Origin of the sequence: Geminicoccus harenae (assembly GCF_019800005.1) — a bacterium.
In the GTDB taxonomy this organism is placed as follows: domain Bacteria; phylum Pseudomonadota; class Alphaproteobacteria; order Geminicoccales; family Geminicoccaceae; genus Geminicoccus; species Geminicoccus harenae.
The window spans coordinates 81,907-99,236 of sequence record NZ_JABGCL010000011.1 but is presented as its reverse complement, the minus strand read 5'-3'; the positions used below and the strand labels follow the sequence as shown (position 1 = coordinate 99,236).

The 17,330-nt window shown below is 68.6% G+C and carries 17 protein-coding genes; 9 read left to right on the top strand and 8 right to left on the bottom strand.

All coding sequences use genetic code 11. From position 1 onward, the window contains the following. Window positions 1-93 precede the first annotated feature (93 nt). From HLA95_RS12465 to HLA95_RS12445, 5 genes are all read right to left on the bottom strand, one after another. A complete protein-coding gene (locus tag HLA95_RS12465) occupies window positions 94-1,329 on the bottom strand; it encodes a peptidoglycan -binding protein (protein WP_223861469.1) in 1,236 nt (411 codons plus the stop codon). 6 nt (window positions 1,330-1,335) lie between these two features. Next, entirely contained in the window at window positions 1,336-2,511 is a 1,176-nt protein-coding gene (locus HLA95_RS12460; RefSeq protein ID WP_191059214.1) for a MotA/TolQ/ExbB proton channel family protein, read from the bottom strand. 178 nt (window positions 2,512-2,689) lie between these two features. Next, the gene (gene phaC / locus HLA95_RS12455) at window positions 2,690-4,498 is read right to left on the bottom strand and encodes a class I poly(R)-hydroxyalkanoic acid synthase (protein ID WP_222183506.1); all 1,809 of its coding nucleotides are present in this window, start codon (window positions 4,496-4,498) and stop codon (window positions 2,690-2,692) included. A 147-nt stretch (window positions 4,499-4,645) separates the two neighbouring features. Then, window positions 4,646-5,971, bottom strand: a complete 1,326-nt coding sequence (locus HLA95_RS12450) for an ammonium transporter (RefSeq protein WP_191059215.1) — start codon at window positions 5,969-5,971, stop codon at window positions 4,646-4,648. Between the two features lie 245 nt (window positions 5,972-6,216). Beyond that, complete coding sequence (locus HLA95_RS12445) at window positions 6,217-7,026, bottom strand: undecaprenyl-diphosphate phosphatase (RefSeq protein WP_222183564.1); 810 nt, start codon at window positions 7,024-7,026, stop codon at window positions 6,217-6,219. A gap of 193 nt (window positions 7,027-7,219) precedes the next feature. On the opposite strand from HLA95_RS12445, the gene HLA95_RS12440 reads away from it, so the two are divergent. After that, complete coding sequence (locus HLA95_RS12440; protein WP_191059217.1) at window positions 7,220-7,516, top strand: hypothetical protein; 297 nt, start codon at window positions 7,220-7,222, stop codon at window positions 7,514-7,516. Here the strand turns inward: HLA95_RS12440 and HLA95_RS12435 are convergent. The 3 genes from HLA95_RS12435 to ubiA are packed head-to-tail and all read right to left on the bottom strand — an operon-like array spanning window position 7,498 to window position 10,888. After that, window positions 7,498-8,565 carry a TIGR01620 family protein gene (locus HLA95_RS12435; RefSeq protein ID WP_191059218.1) on the bottom strand — a complete coding sequence of 356 codons (1,068 nt, stop codon included), beginning with the start codon at window positions 8,563-8,565 and terminating at the stop codon, window positions 7,498-7,500. The two genes, HLA95_RS12440 and HLA95_RS12435, sit on opposite strands and share 19 nt — an antisense overlap. Then, the gene (locus HLA95_RS12430) at window positions 8,562-9,977 is read right to left on the bottom strand and encodes a YcjX family protein (RefSeq protein WP_191062261.1); all 1,416 of its coding nucleotides are present in this window, start codon (window positions 9,975-9,977) and stop codon (window positions 8,562-8,564) included. Before HLA95_RS12430 ends, HLA95_RS12435 begins: the two co-directional genes overlap by 4 nt. Further along, window positions 9,974-10,888, bottom strand: a complete 915-nt coding sequence (ubiA, locus tag HLA95_RS12425; RefSeq protein ID WP_222183504.1) for a 4-hydroxybenzoate octaprenyltransferase — start codon at window positions 10,886-10,888, stop codon at window positions 9,974-9,976. The genes HLA95_RS12430 and ubiA overlap by 4 nt, the downstream gene beginning before the upstream one ends. Window positions 10,889-10,984: 96 nt before the next feature. Between ubiA and HLA95_RS12420 the strand changes: the two genes are divergently transcribed. From HLA95_RS12420 to HLA95_RS12390, 8 genes are all read left to right on the top strand, one after another. Then, window positions 10,985-11,740: an RsmE family RNA methyltransferase gene (locus HLA95_RS12420; RefSeq protein WP_191057744.1), complete on the top strand. Its 756-nt coding sequence runs from the start codon at window positions 10,985-10,987 to the stop codon at window positions 11,738-11,740. Between the two features lie 157 nt (window positions 11,741-11,897). Next, a complete protein-coding gene (gene coxB, locus HLA95_RS12415) occupies window positions 11,898-12,776 on the top strand; it encodes a cytochrome c oxidase subunit II (protein ID WP_223861348.1) in 879 nt (292 codons plus the stop codon). A 19-nt stretch (window positions 12,777-12,795) separates the two neighbouring features. Continuing rightward, window positions 12,796-14,388 (top strand): cytochrome c oxidase subunit I, encoded by a 1,593-nt coding sequence (gene ctaD / locus HLA95_RS12410; protein WP_191057743.1) that lies wholly within the window; start codon window positions 12,796-12,798, stop codon window positions 14,386-14,388. A gap of 26 nt (window positions 14,389-14,414) precedes the next feature. Then, window positions 14,415-15,332, top strand: a complete 918-nt coding sequence (locus HLA95_RS12405; protein WP_191057742.1) for a heme o synthase — start codon at window positions 14,415-14,417, stop codon at window positions 15,330-15,332. Between the two features lie 14 nt (window positions 15,333-15,346). Continuing rightward, entirely contained in the window at window positions 15,347-15,478 is a 132-nt protein-coding gene (locus tag HLA95_RS28220; RefSeq protein WP_255513104.1) for a cytochrome c oxidase system small membrane protein, read from the top strand. Next, window positions 15,475-16,068: a cytochrome c oxidase assembly protein gene (locus HLA95_RS12400; RefSeq protein ID WP_191057741.1), complete on the top strand. Its 594-nt coding sequence runs from the start codon at window positions 15,475-15,477 to the stop codon at window positions 16,066-16,068. The genes HLA95_RS28220 and HLA95_RS12400 overlap by 4 nt, the downstream gene beginning before the upstream one ends. Before the next feature lie 39 nt (window positions 16,069-16,107). After that, the gene (locus HLA95_RS12395; RefSeq protein ID WP_191057740.1) at window positions 16,108-16,968 is read left to right on the top strand and encodes a cytochrome c oxidase subunit 3; all 861 of its coding nucleotides are present in this window, start codon (window positions 16,108-16,110) and stop codon (window positions 16,966-16,968) included. After that, window positions 16,965-17,327: a DUF983 domain-containing protein gene (locus tag HLA95_RS12390; RefSeq protein WP_191057739.1), complete on the top strand. Its 363-nt coding sequence runs from the start codon at window positions 16,965-16,967 to the stop codon at window positions 17,325-17,327. The genes HLA95_RS12395 and HLA95_RS12390 overlap by 4 nt, the downstream gene beginning before the upstream one ends. Window positions 17,328-17,330 lie beyond the last annotated feature (3 nt).

Genomic DNA, 17,330 nt, shown 5'->3' with positions numbered 1-17,330 from the left:
CCCCTTGGCGCGTGCGCCGTTTCGGACATGGCGTGACCAGCACCCCTAATTCTGCCGGATCCGGCGTGCGGCGCAAGCCGATCCGGGCGGGGGTCAGAAATTGGTGAGCTGCAGCTCGATGCGGCGGTTGCGCTGGTAGGCTTCCTCGGTGTCGGCCGGGTCCAGGGGGCGGAACTCGGCGAAGCCCGCCGCCGCCACCCGCCCGGGCGGCAGGCCGTTCTCCACCAGGAACCGGGCGACGTTGATCGCGCGCGCGGTCGACAGCTCCCAGTTGGACGGGAAGGCCGGCGTGTTGATCGGCCGCTTGTCGGTATGGCCGTCGACCCGGAGGATCCAGGGCAGGTCGTCCGGGATCTCCGCGATCAGGGCCTGCAGCGTCTGGGCGAACTCGGCGAGCCGCTCCTCGCCTGCCGGCTTGAGCGTGGCGCTGCCGCTGTCGAACAGCACCTCGGACTGGAACACGAACCGGTCGCCCACGATCTGCACGCCCGGCCGCTCGCCCAGGATCCCGCGCAGCCGGCCGAAGAAGTCGGAGCGGTACTGGGACAGCTCGACCACCTTGTCGGCGAGCGCCAGGTTCAGCTTGCGCCCCAGATCCTCGATCGAGCTGGCCTGGCGGTCGATCTCCTGCTGCTTGACCTCCAGCGCCTCGCCGAGCTGGGCGAGCTGGGTGCCGAGCTCGTTGATCTGCTGGTTGAGCAGTGCCACCTGGGCCAGCGCCTCGTCACGCGAAGTCGAGACCTCGCCCTTCTCGGCCTGGAGCTGGTCGCGCTGGGCCTGGAGTGCCGCGATCTGCTGCTGCAGATCGGCGAGCTGGCCGATCTGCGCCTCCATGGTCTGGCGGTCGACGCTGACCTGGCGGCGCGCCTCGGCCAGCGCCTCTTCCAGCTCGGCCCGTGTGCGGACCTGCTGCTCCAGCGAGGCCTGGCTGTCTTCCAGGTTGCGGGTGAGCGTTGCGGTCTGGGCCAGCACGCTGGCGAGCCGGTCGTTGAGCGACGCGGCGGTCTCCTCGCTGGTCCGCAGCCGGCCCTGCAGCTCGTCGCGCTCGGCCGTCAGGTTCTGCAGCGTGCCGTCCAGGCGGCGCAGGTTGCGGCGCAGCTCGGCGGCCTCGTCCTCGGAAAGCTGCAGGCGGCTGGCCATGTCCTGCACCTGGGTCTGCAGCCGGTCCATCTGCTCGGTCCGGCCAGCCAGCAGCCGGCTCATGAAGAACTGACCCAGCACGAACACCACCAGGAGGAAGGTGATGCCCATCAGCAGGGTCGAGAGGGCGTCGACGAAGCCCGGCCAGATGTCGTCCTGTTCGCCGCGCTCGCGGCGGGAGCGTGCCACGGCCGGTCAGTCCCTGGCCATGTCGGGCTCGCCGGCCGCCACCGCGATCACCCGGCTCACCATCTTGATCTCGTTGCGCAATTCGCGCGTGGTGTCCTCGCGGCCGCGGCGCAGCTCGTCGATCAGGCGGGCGAGCTGCAGGTCGAGGTTGCGGACATGGCTGCGGGTCTGCTCGTCGAGCGGCGAGCGGTTCGGGTCGTTCATCCGGGCAAAGGTGTGCACCAGGCCTTCCTGGGCCTCGAACAGCTTGACCAGCATGCGCTGCTGGCCGGCCAGATGGTCGTTCAGGGCACCCAGCTGTTCGCCCAGCCCGTTGATCCCGTGCGCCAGCTTGCTGCGGTCCTCCTCGCTATGGGTCAGCACCCGCTGCATCTGCTCCAGGTTCTCCGCGGTCTGCTGCAGCAGCGCCTGGACATAGGCGGGGATGGGTGCCGAGGCGGCGAGGTCGCTCAGGCGCGAGCCCGACGAGACCGGCGCGTCTGCGCCGAAGAGCTGCGCCTGGGTGGAGAGCCATTCCTCCAGCTCGTTGTAGAACACGTGCTGGGCGCGGGTCGCCTGCAGGTCGATGAAGCGCAGGACCAAGGAGCCGGCCAAGCCGAACAGCGAGGCGGAGAACGCCGTGCCCATGCCGTTCAGTGGTGCCGTGAGCCCGGCCTTCAGATTCTCGAAGATCTGGACCAGGTCCCCTGTGCCGATCGACAGGCCGCCGATCACCTCGCCGATCGAGCCCATGGTGAGGATCAGGCCCCAGAACGTGCCGAGCAGGCCCAAGAAGATCGGCAGGCCGGACAGGTAGCGCGAGATGTCGCGGCTCTCCTCCAGCCGGTTGTCGATGCTGTCCAGGAGGTAGCGCATCGACACGGCCGAGAGCGCCGAGCGGTTCTTCTTGCTGCTCTGCGCCAGCACGGTGGCGAGCGGCGAGAGCAGGCTGGGCGGGTCCTGCACCGAGAAGCCGGGCGCTGCAGTCCGGTACGCCTCCAGCCATTCGATCTCCGGGCGGAGCTGCAGGATCCGGCGGAAGGTGTAGGCGATGCCGGTCAGCACCACGAGCAGGATCAGGCCGTTGATCGCCAGGTTGTGGCTGAACGCGTCGATCACCACACGGTGCAGCAGCCCGACTACGATCACGACGATGATCAGGAACAGGATCGTCCGGGTCAGGTAGCGTTGCGGCGTGGACATCGGCGGGATCGGGCTCGTGCGACGTTCGGAACCGGCGAAACCCTAGCCCAGCGCGACTGGAGCGACACGCCGAAATCCGCCGGGGCGGGCGCTGCGGGGCGGCTTCGCCTGCGGGTTGTGGATGATCGGGCACGTTTCGCCCACAATCGCACGCCAATCGGGGCGGCGATCGCGCGGCCTAGCGATCGGCGCGCACCAGCACGTTCTGGCCGGGTGCGGGATCCAGCACCGGGAGCGAGCCCCGCTCCGGATCGCGCGCCGGCACCTCGTCGCCGTCGAAGTCCTTCAGCCAGGCGCGCCAGTGGGGCCACCACGAGCCCGGATGCTCGGTGCTGCCGGCCAGCCATGCCTCCGGATCGTCGGTGTCGGGGCCATCGGTGCGATAGCCGTACTTGGTCGACCCGGCCGGGTTGATCACCCCGGCGATGTGGCCGGAGCCGCCCAGCACGAACCGGACCGGGCCGCCGAAGCGCCGGCCGCCGGCATAGGTGCTCTTCCAGGGCGCGATATGGTCCTCCTGCGTGCTCAGGAAGAACACGGGCAGCTCGATCCGGCCGAGGTCCAGCGGCGTGCCCAGCAGGGTGATGCCGCCGGGCTCCACCAGCCGGTTCTCCAGATACATCTCGCGCAGGTAGAAGGCGTGCATCTTCATCGGCATGCGCGTGCCGTCGGCGTTCCAGTGCAGCAGGTCGAACGGGGCGGGCTCCTTGCCCATCAGGTAGTTGTTGATGGCGAACGCCCAGATCAGGTCGTTGGCCCGCAGCATGGCGAACACCTTGGCCATGTAGCCGGCCTCCAGGAAGCCGGTGCGCTCCATGTGCTGCTCGAGCTTGGTGATCTGGGGCGCGTCGATGAAGACGCTGACCTCGCCCGGATCGCTGAAGTCGGTGAGGCAGGTGAACAGGGTGGCGGACGCGATCCGCTCCGCCTGCCCGGACGCGGCCAGATGGGCCAGGAGGCAGGCCGTGAGCGTGCCGCCCAGGCAGTAGCCGATGATGTTGATCGTCTTTTCGCCGGTCTGCCGCTCGATCGCTTCCATCGCGGCCAGCGGGCCGTCGCGCAGATAGTCCTCGAAGGTCTTGGCCGCGAGCCTGGCGTCCGGGTTCACCCAGGAGATCAGGAACACGGTCAGGCCCTGGCCGGTCGCCCAGCGGATGAAGCTGTTGTCCGGCCGCAGATCCAGGATGTAGAACTTGTTGATCCAGGGCGGCACGATCAGCAGCGGGCGCCGGGCGACCTTCGGTGTCGTCGGCGCGTACTGGATCAGCTCGATCAGCTCGTTGCGGAAGACGACGCTGCCCTTGCTGGTGGCGATGTCCTGGCCCAGCCGGAACGCGTCGCGCGGCGCCATGGCCGGGGCGAACTCGCCCTGGGTGCGTTCCATGTCCGCCAGCAGATGCTCCAGCCCGTCCAGCAGGCTCTCGCCGCCGGTCTCGGCGGCCCGCGCCAGGACGGCCGGATTGGTGAAGGCGAAGTTGGTGGGCGCGCAGGCGTCGATGATCTGGCGGGTGTAGAACTCGATCTTGGCGCGGCTGGCCGGCGCCAGGCCCGGAGCCTCGGCCACCATGTCCCGCAGCCAGCCGGCATTCACGAGGTAGGACTGCTTCAGCCAGTCATAGACGGGTGCCTCGGTCCACACCTGGTCCCTGAAGCGCCGGTCGCCCGGTGCCGGTGCGGCCACGACCGGCGCCTCGCCGCCCAGGAGCTTCAGCAGTTGCGCGTTCCACAGGCGGCCATGGTCCAGCCAGAGCCGCATCTGTGCCTGCGCCAGCCGCTCGGGATCCTGGAGCAGTGCCCGGCCGAGCTCCGCGAAGGCGTCGCCGACCACTTCCGGATCGGGCACCGACATCCGTTCCGCGGCATGGCGCTCCAGCATGGCCTTCACGACCCTGGCGGCACGTTCGGCCAGGCCTGCGGCGCGCCGGGCACGCTGTTCCAGCACGCCGTCCGCGATTTCTCCCGACACTGGTCCTGACGAATCGTCCAAGCCGGTTCTCCCTGGGGCGTGCTGGTGATGTTGGCGCCGCCTGGGGCAATGGAAAGGCCGGTGCGCGCCGGAACGGACGGGAACAAAGGAAAGGGCCGCCGGCTGCCCGGCGGCCCTTCTGTTCGGGCGGCATCGATCAGTGCCGGCTCAGTGCACCGCCTCGCCATGCAGGGCCAGGTCCAGACCCTCGCGCTCCACCTCCTTGTCCACCCGCAGGCCGATCACCAGGTCGATCAGCTTCAGGATCACGAAGGTCAGGACCGCGCAGTAGACGATGGTGATCAGCACGCTCTTGATCTGGATCCAGAGCTGCGCGCCGTTGCCTTCCAGCAGACCGGGCGTGCCGCCGATCGCCTCGACCGCGAACACGCCGGTCAGGACCGCGCCGACGATGCCGCCCACGCCATGGACGCCGAAGCAGTCCAGGCTGTCGTCATAGCCCAGCATGTGCTTCAGGCTGGTCGCTGCCCAGAAGCACACCGCACCCGCGACGAGGCCGATGATCAGGGCGCCGCCAGGCGCGACGAAGCCGGCCGCGGGCGTGATGGCGACCAGGCCGCCGACCACGCCGGAAATCAGGCCCAGCACCGACGGCTTACCCTTGGCAGCCCACTCGACGAACATCCAGGACAGGCCGGCAGCGGCCGGTGCGATCAGGGTCACCAGCATGGCCATGCCGGCCCGGCCGTTGGCGGCCGCCGCGGAGCCGGCGTTGAAGCCGAACCAGCCGACCCAGAGCAGGCCGGCGCCGATGACGCTCAGCACCAGGTTGTGCGGCGGCAGCGGCGTGTTCGGGTAGCCCATGCGCTTGCCGATCACGATGGCCGCGACCAGGCCCGCGATGCCGGCATTGATGTGGACGACCGTGCCGCCCGCGAAGTCGAGCACGCCGTCGCCGTACATGTAGCCGTTGGCCGCCCAGACCATGTGGCAGACCGGGGCATAGACGATGAGCGACCACAGGCCGAAGAACCAGAGCATCGCCGAGAACTTCATCCGGTCCGCGAACGCGCCGGCGATCAGGGCGGGCGTGATGATGAAGAACGTCATCTGGAAGGAGATGAACACCGATTCCGGGATGGTGCCCGCCGGTGTCTCCAGCTCGACCCCGGCCAAAAAGGCCCGCGACAGGTCGCCGAAGAACGCGTTGCCCTCGCCGAACGCGATCGAATAGCCCGCGATCATCCAGATCACGCCGAGCAGGCAGGTGGTGGCGAAGGTCTGCATCACCGTGGCCAGCACGTTCATCTGGCGGACCATGCCGCCATAGAACAGGGCCAAGCCCGGGATGACCATCAGCAGCACGAGGGCCGTGGAAACCAGCATCCAGGCCGTGTCGCCGCTGTCGATCGGCGAGACCGCGACCGCTTCCGCGACGGCTTCGGCTGCCGGTGCTGCTTCCTGCGCGAGCGCCGGCACGCTCGCCAGGAGCATCGCCGGCAGAATGGTGAGCAAGGCAGATCGGCGACTCATCGATGATCCTCTATCGAGACACCGCCCGCCCGTCGGACCGGAAGGAGCGGCGTATCCTCGTTCTCGTGTTCCAGGCCGGGATGCGGAAATCGTCGCATCCTCGCCCGAGCCAGAGAGGATCTTTCAAGAAGCGTGCCGAAGCTGGCGGCCGCGGCACAGGAAATGATCAGAGGCCGGCACCTGCCCAATAAGTAGGCGACGGTGGATGGGTACCCCGACCGTTGCCTAAAGAACGGGCACGGGGCTCACGCCAGCGTCATGATCACCGCGAGCATCACCAGGCCGATCGCGATCCGGTACCAGCCGAAGATCCGGAAGGTGTTGCGCGCCAGGAAGGCCAGCAGCGCCTTGACCACCAGGACGGCGCTGATGAAGGCGCACACGAAGCCGACCAGGATCAGCCCGGCATCGTCGAAGGTGATGACGTCGCGCTGCTTCCACAGGTCGTAGGAGGCGGCGGCGAGCATGGTCGGCATGGCCAGGAAGAAGCTGAACTCGGCCGCCGCCCGCCGGTCCACCCCCATCACCAGCGCGCCCATGATCGTGGCACCGGAGCGCGACACGCCCGGGATCATCGCCAGCGCCTGGCAGAACCCGATCAGCAGGGCGCGCAGGGGCGTCATGGCCTCGGCGCGGTGGATCTCCGCCGTCGGATGGAAGCGCTCGATCACGAGGATCAGGATGCCGCCCAGGATCAGGTTGATCGGCACGATGATCACATGGGCGAACAGGCTCTTGATGGGCCCGTGCAGGGCCAGGCCGATGAGGGCCGCGGGCAAAAAGCCCAGGGCGATCGCCAGGATGAACCGCCGGGCCGCCGGAGAATGCGGCGCATCGCGCAGGATGGCCCACAGCCGGGTCACGTAGAGGCTCAGCACCGCCAGGATCGCGCCGAACTGGATCGGTACCACGAACAGGTCGACGAACCGCTCGTCCACACCCATCAGCCAGCCGGCAAGCAGCAGGTGACCGGTCGAGGAGACCGGCAGGAATTCGGTGAGACCTTCGACCAGGCCCAAAAGCGCGGCCTGAAGCAGCGAGAGATCGCTTTCCATCATCAACCTGTCATGCGGATTGCCGGAAGTCGCCCGGTCACCGCCGGCGCAGGTGGAAAAGCACCGGAGCACGGCCATCGCGCAAGGGGCTGTCCATCACCAGCGACGATCGGCTACGCTGTGCCGGACGGGGTTCATGCGGACCGGTCCGGCCGCCAGGGCGGTGTGTCGGACGGGTGCTGGGGAGAAGGTCTTGGGTCTGAGTGCCTGGAAGGTCATGCTGGTGGTGGGCGTGGTGGCGCTCCTGTTCCTGCCGCGCCTCATCCGCATGGGCGACATGGTCAAGGGGCTGGCGCGGCGACTCGATCCGGAGGCCCGCGAGGCCGGCGGCAGCCGCTTCGGTGTGGATGACGCCACCGTGATCGACGGCGACACCGGCTACGTGGTGCCGAAGGCGCCACCGCCGCCGCCGAAGCCGTCGCTGGCCGAGCGGATCGGCATGATGCTGGGCCGGCTGACCCGGCGAATCACTCAGCGCCTCTCGGCCTGACGATCCAGGCTGCCGGGCAGCTTCAGGTCGAACGGCGTGGTCGGGTCGAAGCCCAGCATGCCGCGCAGGTCGATCAGGCGGGGTGGCCGCTTGGTCACGAACGGCAGGGGCCGCAGCAGCCGGATCGCCTGCAGGCCCAGCCTGCCGGCAAGCAGCGCATTGCCAGCACCCTGGCCGGCCTTGGCCGACAGGATGCTCATGAACGACGCGCCCAAATGCTCGGTGGTGGCATGGGCCAGCACGTCCGCCGCGCCGGCCAGTGCAGCATTGCGGAAGCTCAGCCGCAGGAGGCGCAGCACGGTGAGCCGGCCCGGCGGCACGCCGTAGAGGCCGGCCAGTCGCTGGAGCATCGCGAACGTCCGGGTGAGCACCACCAGCGCATCGAGCAGGCCGGTGGGCGTGACCGCGGTGAGCACCGCGATGTCCCGGGCCCCCATGCCGACGATGCGCACGGCCTGCTCGTCCAGCTCGTTCAGCACGGTCCGCTCGTAGAGCTCGATACGCTCCCCGTCCGCCAGGGCGTCGGAGGCCTGCCGCTCGTAGCGCGCCAGCGCCTGCGGCACACCCGGCACCGGCCGGATCAGCGCCGAGATCTCGTCGAGGCGCTTGGCGGCACTGCCATGCAGCTCGGAGCCCGCCAGCCGCTCGATCTCGGAGCGGATCTCGGCACGCTGGTCCAAGGACCGCCAGCGCTGCATCCCCCGCCAGGCGAGCACGGTGCCGCTGCCCAAGGCGACGATCGACAGGATGCCCAGCGGGCCGGCCAGCCAGGGCGAGGCGTCCATCAGGTCCCGCACCCACAGGACGAACTGGCCCACCAGCACCGTCACCACCAGCAGCGCCAGCGACAGCTTGAGCCAGAAGCCGATGCCGCGCCGGCGCCGCCCCACCGGTGCAGGCGGGATCAACTCGGCAGTGTCCTCGGCGACCGGCAGTGCCGGATCCAGGCCCTCGCCGGTCGGGCGCACGCTCGGCGGCGGCTCGACCGGGCCGATGCGCGGATCGTCGGGGCTGAGCTCGAACGGCCGGATCGGTTCCTTGGAACTCATGTCAGCCGGTCCCCGATCGCCGCTTCCAGGAGCTGGTCGAGCCGGATGTGGCTGGCCGCCCCGTTGCGGCCACGCGGAAGGCGTCGTGGCGCGAAGTCGCGGAAGCGGAACCGGCCGGACGTCCAGTCATGGGGCTCGGGCAGGTCGGGCGGCAACTCCCCTGGGAACAGCACGGTCTCCTGGCCGGTCTCGACCAGCCGGCCCTTCAGGCAGGACAGGACCTGACCGTGCAGCTCGGTGCGAACCACGTCGGTGGAGCGCAGGGCCGCCACGGCCAGCACCTCGTGGGGTGCGCCGGCAAAGCGGGTGTGGCGGGAGGAGGGGGCGATCATGATCTCCAGGAGCTGCTTCATCGCGGCATGCTGCGAGGGGGCGATATGGTCCGCCTTGGTGGCGGCGAACACCAGCCGGTCGATCCTCGGGGTGAGCCAGTTGGTCAGGATGCTGCCGCTGCCGTAGCGGAACGAACGTACCACGGTCGCGAGCGATTCCTGCACGTCCTCGAAATGGTCCGGGCCGCGATTGAGCGCAGTGAGCAGGTCGACCAGCACGATCTGCCGGTCGAAGCGGGAGAAATTGTCCCGGTAGAACGGCTTGACCAGCTCGTCCCGGTAGCGCTCGAACCGGCGCTCGAACCGGGCGCCGATCGAATCGTAGGGCAGGGGCGAGGCGGAGAGCGGCAGCGGGCAGAACCTGATCAGCTCCTCGTCCGGGATCTTGCTGCGGTCGACGAACCGGCCCGGCTGGATGAAGGACAGGCCCAGCTCCTCCTGGCAGGCTTGGAGATAGGCGCGATAGGCGTCGGCCAGCCGGGCCTCCAGCGCCGGGTCGCCCGGTGCCTGCGGATCCACCCCCTTCAGGACTTCCTGCCATGCCGCCGCCGCCGGCTGGCGGATCGGCCGCTCGGCGAGGGCCAGCGCGTGCGCGGAGAAGGTGCGGAAGTCGTGCTCCAGCAGGGGCAGGTCCAGGAGCCATTCGCCCGGATAGTCGACGATCTCGACGAAGTGCCGGCGGGTCGGGTCGAGCAGCCGGCCGAGCCGGTTGCCGGTGCGGTAGAGGATCTCGATGGCGAGCCCGCTCAGCCGGTCGGTCGGCTGCGGCCAGACCGGGGTCTCGCGCGCCAGCCCGGCGATCGCCTCCTCCAGCGGGAAGGGCGGCAGGTCGCGCAGCGGCACGAGCCTGGTCGCGTCCAGCCGGTTCTCGGCTACCACCGACAGGAACGGCAGGCCGGACGGCTCCAGCAGGTGGTGGGCCAGGCAGGTCGTGAGCACGGTCTTGCCGCTGCGACGCAGTCCGGTGATGGCGAGCCGGGTGCGGTCGCGCACCATGCCGGTGGCGAGGTCGGTCAGGCCGCGGCGCAGCCCGTCCAGTTCGTCGCCGATCGCGGTGAAGATCGAGCCGCCGAACCTCAAGACAGCACCACCCAGCCGTCCAGCACCATGCCGAGGAACAGGGCCAGGCCGACAAAGCGGTGGCGGCGGAAGGCGCGCAGGCAAGCCGCCGGGTCGTCGATCGGCACGGTTCTGGCCTCGTGGAACAGATAGATGGCGATGAGCAGGAGGGTGCCCGCGAAGAACGGGCCCTTGCCCGCCAGCCAGCCCCCTGCCGCCCAGCCCAATATGGTGGTGGCGTAGAAGAGGAAAAGCCAGCGGTGGGTCTGCGCGCCGAACAGCCGGGCGGTGGAGCGGACCCCGATCAGCGCGTCGTCCGCCTTGTCCTGGTGGGCGTAGATCGTGTCGTAGCCGATCGTCCAGGCGATCGAGCCGGCATAGAGCAGCAGGATGGCCGGTGCCTGCGCGCCAGCCGCCACGCCGCCCACCAGCACGCCCCAGTTGAAGGTGATGCCGAGAAAGGCCTGCGGCCACCAGGTGATCCGCTTCATGAACGGGTAGATCACCACGAGCGGCAGGGCCAGGAGGGCGGTCAGCGCCGCTGGGGGCGGCAGGACCAGGAGGACGAGGCCGCCCACCAGGGTCTGCGCCGCGGTGAACAGGGCCGCCTGGCGCATGGACAGGGCACCAGAGGCGAGCGGCCGCGCCCGCGTGCGTTCCACCCGGGCGTCGAACTCCCGGTCGGCCATGTCGTTGACCGTGCAGCCCGCCCCGCGCATGGCGACGGCGCCGATGGCGAAGGCCACCAGCAGGACCGGGTCAGGCAGGCCCGGCGCCAGGGCCAGGCCCATCCAGCAGGGCAGCAGCAGCAGCCAGGTCCCGATCGGCCGGTCCCAGCGGGCCAGGGTCGCATAGGGGCGGAGGGAGGCCGGCAGCCGGTCGGTCCAGTGGTGCTGGCGATCGGCGACGGAAACGGACGGCGGGTTCGACATGCCGGCCTTTTAGCGGCACACAAGGCCGGCGCGAAGCCGCCCCTGCCGGCCGTGGTGGGAAGGCGTCGCCAAGCGAGCGAGATGGAGGGATCCGGCTTGAGCACGATCCGGCTGTTCGTGCCGGGCCCGTTGCGGGCCGGGGCGCAGATCGACCTGGACGAGGCGCGGGCGCATTATCTGGCCCGGGTGATGCGGCGTGCCGAGGGCGACCCGCTCGAGCTGTTCGACGGGCGAAGCGGCGGCTTTGCCGGCAGGATCACAGGCCTGGGTAAGCGCAGTGCCACCGTCGCGGTACTGGACAAGCTCCGGGACCTGCCGAAGCGCCGCGCGGCACCGGTGCTGTTCCAGGCGGTCATCCGCCGGCCGAGGCTGGAATGGCTGATTGAGAAAGCGACGGAGCTGGACGTGGCGGCAATCGTGCCGGTGCGCAGCCAGCGGATCGCCCACCCCTTGGGCCGCCTCGAGCGCCTCCACGCGATCGCGGTCGAGGCGGCCGAACAGTGCGGCCGGCTGGACGTGCCGGTGATCCACGGGGAAACGCCGCTGGTGGCGATCGGGCCGCTGCGCCGGCCGGGCCGGCCGCTCCTGGTGCTGGATCCCCTGGCTGACGCCGGCGTCCTGGACCTGCTGGGCAGGGAGCCGGATGGGGCCGATCTGCTGATCGGGCCCGAGGGCGGGCTTGCTCCGGAGGACGATGCGGTGCTAGCCGGCCTTCCCGATGTCGTGCGGGGCCGTCTGGCGCCCACGGTGCTGCGTGCGGAGACCGCGGCGCTGGCGGCCCTGGCGGCGGGCGTCATGCTGCGCCGCCACCAGGCCCCGAACAGCGTCGAATCTCTGCAAACGGACGAATAACCCTCGGAGAACCAAAAACTTGCGGCAATCTGTCACTCGCGGCCTGCTGGGGCTCGTCCATATGGTCGCTGCGAGCCGGGAGGTCGCGCATCTCCCGGGAAGGATGTCGTTCGTCCGGGGATCTGGTGTCCGGGGATCCGGGGCCGCAAGTCGGGCGATGAGCGAGGCAAAGAAGGAAGCCGTGTCGATGCGATTGCGCGCGCTACCGGTGCTGGCGATGGCGGTGGTCATCCTGCTTGCCGGAGGGATGTTCGCCGCTTATGCGGCGCAGCCCGAGCCATGGCAGATGAACCTGCAGCCGGCCGCGTCGCCCGTGGAAGACCGGATGCACGCGTTCCACAACCTGCTCCTGGTCGTGATCACCGCGATCACGGTGTTCGTGCTGGCGCTGCTGGTCTACACGTGCTGGCGCTTCCGCGAGAGCAGCAACCCGACGCCGTCGCGCCGCTCGCACCACACGATCCTGGAGATCGTCTGGACAGCGGTGCCGGTGCTGATCCTGGTGATCATCGCGATCCCCTCGTTCCGCCTGCTCTACTATGTGGACGTGGTGCCCGAGAGCGAGATGACGCTGAAGGTGGTGGGCCACCAGTGGTACTGGTCCTACGAGTACCCGGACCACGAGGGCATCAGCTTCGACGCCAACATGCTCCAGGAGGCGGAGCTCCAGCCGGGCGACCCGCGGCTGCTCACGACCGACAATGTCGTGGTGCTGCCGGTGGACACGGTCGTCCGGGTGCAGATCACCGCGGCGGACGTGCTCCATAGCTGGGGCGTTCCCTCGCTGGGCTGGACCACCGACGCGGTGCCGGGCCGGCTGAACGAGCGCTGGCTCAGGATCGAGGAGCCCGGGATGTATTACGGCCAGTGCAGGGAACTGTGCGGTGACCTGCACGCCTATATGCCGATCACGATTAGGGCGGTGACGAAGGAAGACTTCGCGACCTGGATCGAGGAGGCCAAGCAGCAATTCGCGCAGGCCGGTGGCGGGGCGGTGGTGGCGGATGCCGCCCGGGCCCTGGCTCCGCAGCGCTGACCGGCCGGAGAGACGTTCGATGGCGCACGAAGCCACCTACGCCCATGTGGATCCCGCCAGCCATCCCGTCGGCTGGCGGCGCTGGGTCTATTCCACCAACCACAAGGACATCGGCACGATGTACCTGTGGTTCTCGGGCTTTGCCGGCATCGTCGGCATGCTCATGTCCATGGTCATCCGCGCCGAGCTGATGACGCCCGGTGACCAGATCCTGGGCGGCAACTACCATTTCTACAACATGATGATGACCGGCCACGGTCTCGTCATGGTGTTCTTCTTCGTCATGCCGGCCCTGATCGGCGGCTTCGGCAACTGGATGCTGCCGATCATGATCGGGGCGCCGGACATGGCGTTCCCGCGCATGAACAACATCAGCTTCTGGCTGCTGGTCCCGGCCTTCCTCCTGCTGGCCGCTTCCCTGTTCGTCGGCGGTGCCGGGACGGGCTGGACGGTGTACCCGCCGCTCTCCTCGCTGGTCGGCCATCCGGGCATGTCGGTCGACTTCGTGATCTTCTCGCTGCACCTGGCCGGTGTGTCGTCGCTGCTGGGCGCGGTGAACTTCATCACCACCGTCTTCAACATGCGCGCGCCGGGCATGACGCTGCACAAGATGCCGCTGTTCGCCTGGGGCATGCTGATCACCGCGTTCCTGCTGCTGCTGGCGCTGCCGGTGCTGGCCGGCGCCATCACCATGCTGCTGACCGACCGCAACTTCGGCACCTCGTTCTTCGACCCGGCGGGCGGCGGTGACCCGGTCCTGTACCAGCATCTGTTCTGGTTCTTCGGCCACCCCGAAGTCTACATCATGATCCTGCCGGCCTTCGGCATCATCAGCCACATCGTGTCGACCTTCTCGAGGAAGCCGATCTTCGGCTATCTCGGCATGGCCTACGCGATGGTCGCGATCGGCGTGATCGGCTTCGTCGTGTGGGCGCACCACATGTTCACCGTCGGCCTCGGCGTGAACGTGAAGGCCTATTTCACGGCGGCGACGATGATCATCGCGGTGCCCACCGGCATCAAGATCTTCTCCTGGATCGCGACGATGTGGGGCGGCTCGATCCGCTTCACCACGCCGATGCTCTGGGCGATCGGCTTCATCTTCCTGTTCACCGTGGGCGGTGTCACCGGTGTGGTGCTGGCCAATGCCGGCATCGACGTCCAGTTGCACGACACCTACTACGTGGTGGCGCACTTCCACTACGTGCTGAGCCTGGGTGCCATGTTCGGGATCTTCGCCGGCTTCTACTACTGGGTCGGCAAGATGTCGGGCCGCCAGTATCCGGAGCACATGGGCAAGATCCACTTCTGGCTGACCTTCGTCGGCGTGAACCTGACCTTCTTCCCCATGCACTTCCTGGGCCTGGCCGGCATGCCGCGCCGCATCCCGGACTATCCGGACGCGTTCGCCGGCTGGAACCTGGTGTCCTCGATCGGCGCCTATATCGCCGCTGCGAGTGCCGTGTACTTCCTGTTCGTCCTCTACAAGACGTTCACGAGCGGGGAGAAGGCGGCGGACAACCCGTGGGGCGAGGGCGCCACGACCCTCGAGTGGACGGTGAGCTCCCCGCCGCCGTTCCACACCTTCCACGACCTGCCCCAGGTCAAGTGATCGTAACGCCTTAGGAGCGCAATCGAATGGCGGTGAGCCTGCGGGCGACCGGGACGACGACGGAGGAGGCATACGCCTCCTCCGCGCGTGACTACGTGACCCTGATGAAGCCGAACGTGATGCAGCTCGTGGTGTTCACGGGCGCGGTCGGCCTATTCATGGCACCGGGCAGCCTGCACCCCCTGCTGGCTGCCATCACGCTGCTGGCGATCCTGGCCGGTGCCGGTGCCTCCGCCGCGATCAACAACTGGTACGACGCCGACATCGACGTGCGCATGGCGCGCACCCGCAACCGGCCGACCGCGAACGGGCGGATCGCCCCTGAGGATGCGCTGGGCTTCGGCGTGGTGCTCTCGATCCTGTCGGTGATGGTGCTGGGCCTGGCCACCAACTGGCTGGCCGCCGGGCTCCTGGCCTTCACCATCGGCTTCTACGTGTTCGTGTACACGATGTTCCTGAAGCGGCGCACGCCGCAGAACATCGTGATCGGCGGTGCCGCGGGTGCCCTGCCGCCGGTGGTGGCCTGGGCCGCGGTCACGGGGGCGGTGGACGTCCTGCCGATCCTGATGTTCCTGATCGTATTCCTGTGGACGCCGCCGCATTTCTGGGCGCTGGCCCTGTATCGCAGCGGCGACTACGCCAAGGTCGGCGTGCCGATGCTGCCGGTGGTCGCCGGTGCGGAGACCACCCGTGCCCACATCTTCTGGTACACGGTGGCCCTGGGTGTGGTGACGCTGGCGCCGCTGCTGACCGGCCAGCTCGGCTGGATCTACGGCCTGCTCGCCGCTGGCCTGTCCGCCGAGTTCATCCGCCGTGCCTTCAACCTGCGGAAGACCCGCAGCGACGTGGCAGCCATGCGGCTGTTCCGGTTCTCGATCGTCTATCTGTTCGCCGTGTTCGTGGCGATGATCGTCGACCGGATCGTGCCGGCGGTGCTGCCGTGACCGGGACGATTCCGATGAAGCTGACGCCCGAGCAGGAACGCCGGCGCAGGACCAAGAACTACGTAGTGGCGGCCCTGCTCCTCGCCTTCGTGGTCCTGTTCTACTTCCTGACCATGGTCCGCATATCCGACAACGTGCCGACATGAGCGCCTCGAACACCCGCGTGGCCCTGGTCTGCGTCGCGACGATCGGCGGCATGGTCGGCCTCACCGCGGCGGCGGTGCCGCTCTACGACCTGTTCTGCAAGGTCACGGGCTATGGGGGCACGACCCAGAGGGCCGAGACGGCGCCGGCTGCGGCCAGCGATGTCGAAGTCACCGTCTACTTCAACGCCGACACCGCGGCGGACATGCCCTGGCAGTTCAAGCCGGCCCAGCGCTCGGTCAAGGTCCGGCTGGGCGAGGAGAAGCTGATCTTCTACACCGCGGAGAACCGGACCGCGCAGCCGATCGCCGGCACGGCCACGTTCAACGTGACGCCGTTCGCGACCGGCCCGTACTTCGCGAAGATCCAGTGCTTCTGCTTCGAGGAGCAGGTCCTGCAGCCCGGGCAGAGCGTCGACATGCCGGTTTCCTTCTACGTCGATCCGGCGATGCTGGAGGACCCGGAGGCGGAGCACATCCGGACGATCACCCTGTCCTACACGTTCTTCAAGGACGCGGAAGAGACGCGTAAGCTTTCGACCAGGGCTGCCGAACCGGCCGAGGCGGGAACGCCGACGCCGCCGGCGGGCTGAGCCCTTGAGTCGGTCGTAGGTTCAACGAGGAAGGCGAGCATGGCGGCCAGTACGGACGTGGCGCATCACGACCACGGAAAGCCAAACCACCCTTATCATCTGGTCGATCCCAGCCCCTGGCCGTTCATCGGCGCGTTCTCCGGGCTGCTGTTCGCCATCGGCATGGTCGCCTGGATGCATTCCTGGACCGGCTGGCCATTTGTGCTGGCCCTGGGCGTCCTGGCGATCCTCTACACCATGTTCGGCTGGTGGCGGGAGGTCATCAAGGAGTCGCGGCGCGGCGACCACAACGAGACGGTCAACTTCGGGCTGCGCCTGGGCATGGCCCTGTTCATCACCACCGAGGTGATGTTCTTCTTCGCCTTCTTCTGGGCCTTCTTCTGGGGGGCGATCTATCCGCCGGACCTGGTCCCGCAGAGCTGGCCGCCGGCCGGCATCAATCCCGTCCCGGCCTTCGACATCCCCTTCCTGAACACGCTGATCCTGCTGCTGTCCGGCACCACGGTGACCTGGGCGCACCACTGCGTGCGCGAGGGCGACAACCGCACCGCGGCGCAGGCGCTCTGGCTGACGGTCCTGCTGGGCGCCATCTTCACGGCCTTCCAGGTCTACGAGTATTTCCACGCGGTCCATGAGGGCCTGACGATCAAGTCCGGCGTCTTCGGTTCGACCTTCTACATGACGACCGGGTTCCACGGCTTCCACGTGTTCATCGGCACCACGTTCCTGCTGGTCTGCGCGATCCGCGCCGCGGCCCTGCAGTTCGCGCCGGAGAAGCATGTCGGGCTCGAAGCTGCCGCCTGGTACTGGCACTTCGTCGACGTGGTGTGGCTGTTCCTGTTCGTGTCCATGTACTGGTGGGGCGGCAGCCTGTCGTGGGCCACGACCACCACCTGGTGAGCCAGCCGGTTTCACCGCTTGACGCCGGGCTGCGCGGTCGCTGCCCGGCCTGCGGCGAGGGGCGGCTGTTCGACGGCTTCCTCTCGATCCGGCCCCGCTGCCCGGCCTGCAGGGCCGATTTGTCCGGCCAGGACAGCGGCGATGGGCCGGTTGCCTTCATCGTCCTGCTGGTCGGCTGTATCGTGGTGTTCGGCGCCCTGTTCGCCGAGCTCGCCTGGGCATGGCCGGTCTGGCTGCACATGCTGGTCTGGCTGCCCCTGACCGTTCTCCTGGTCCTGGCGATCATGCGCCCGGCCAAGGCCCTCCTGATCGCCCTGCAATACCGTCACCGTCGTGACGACTTCCAGCAGGGCAACTGAGAC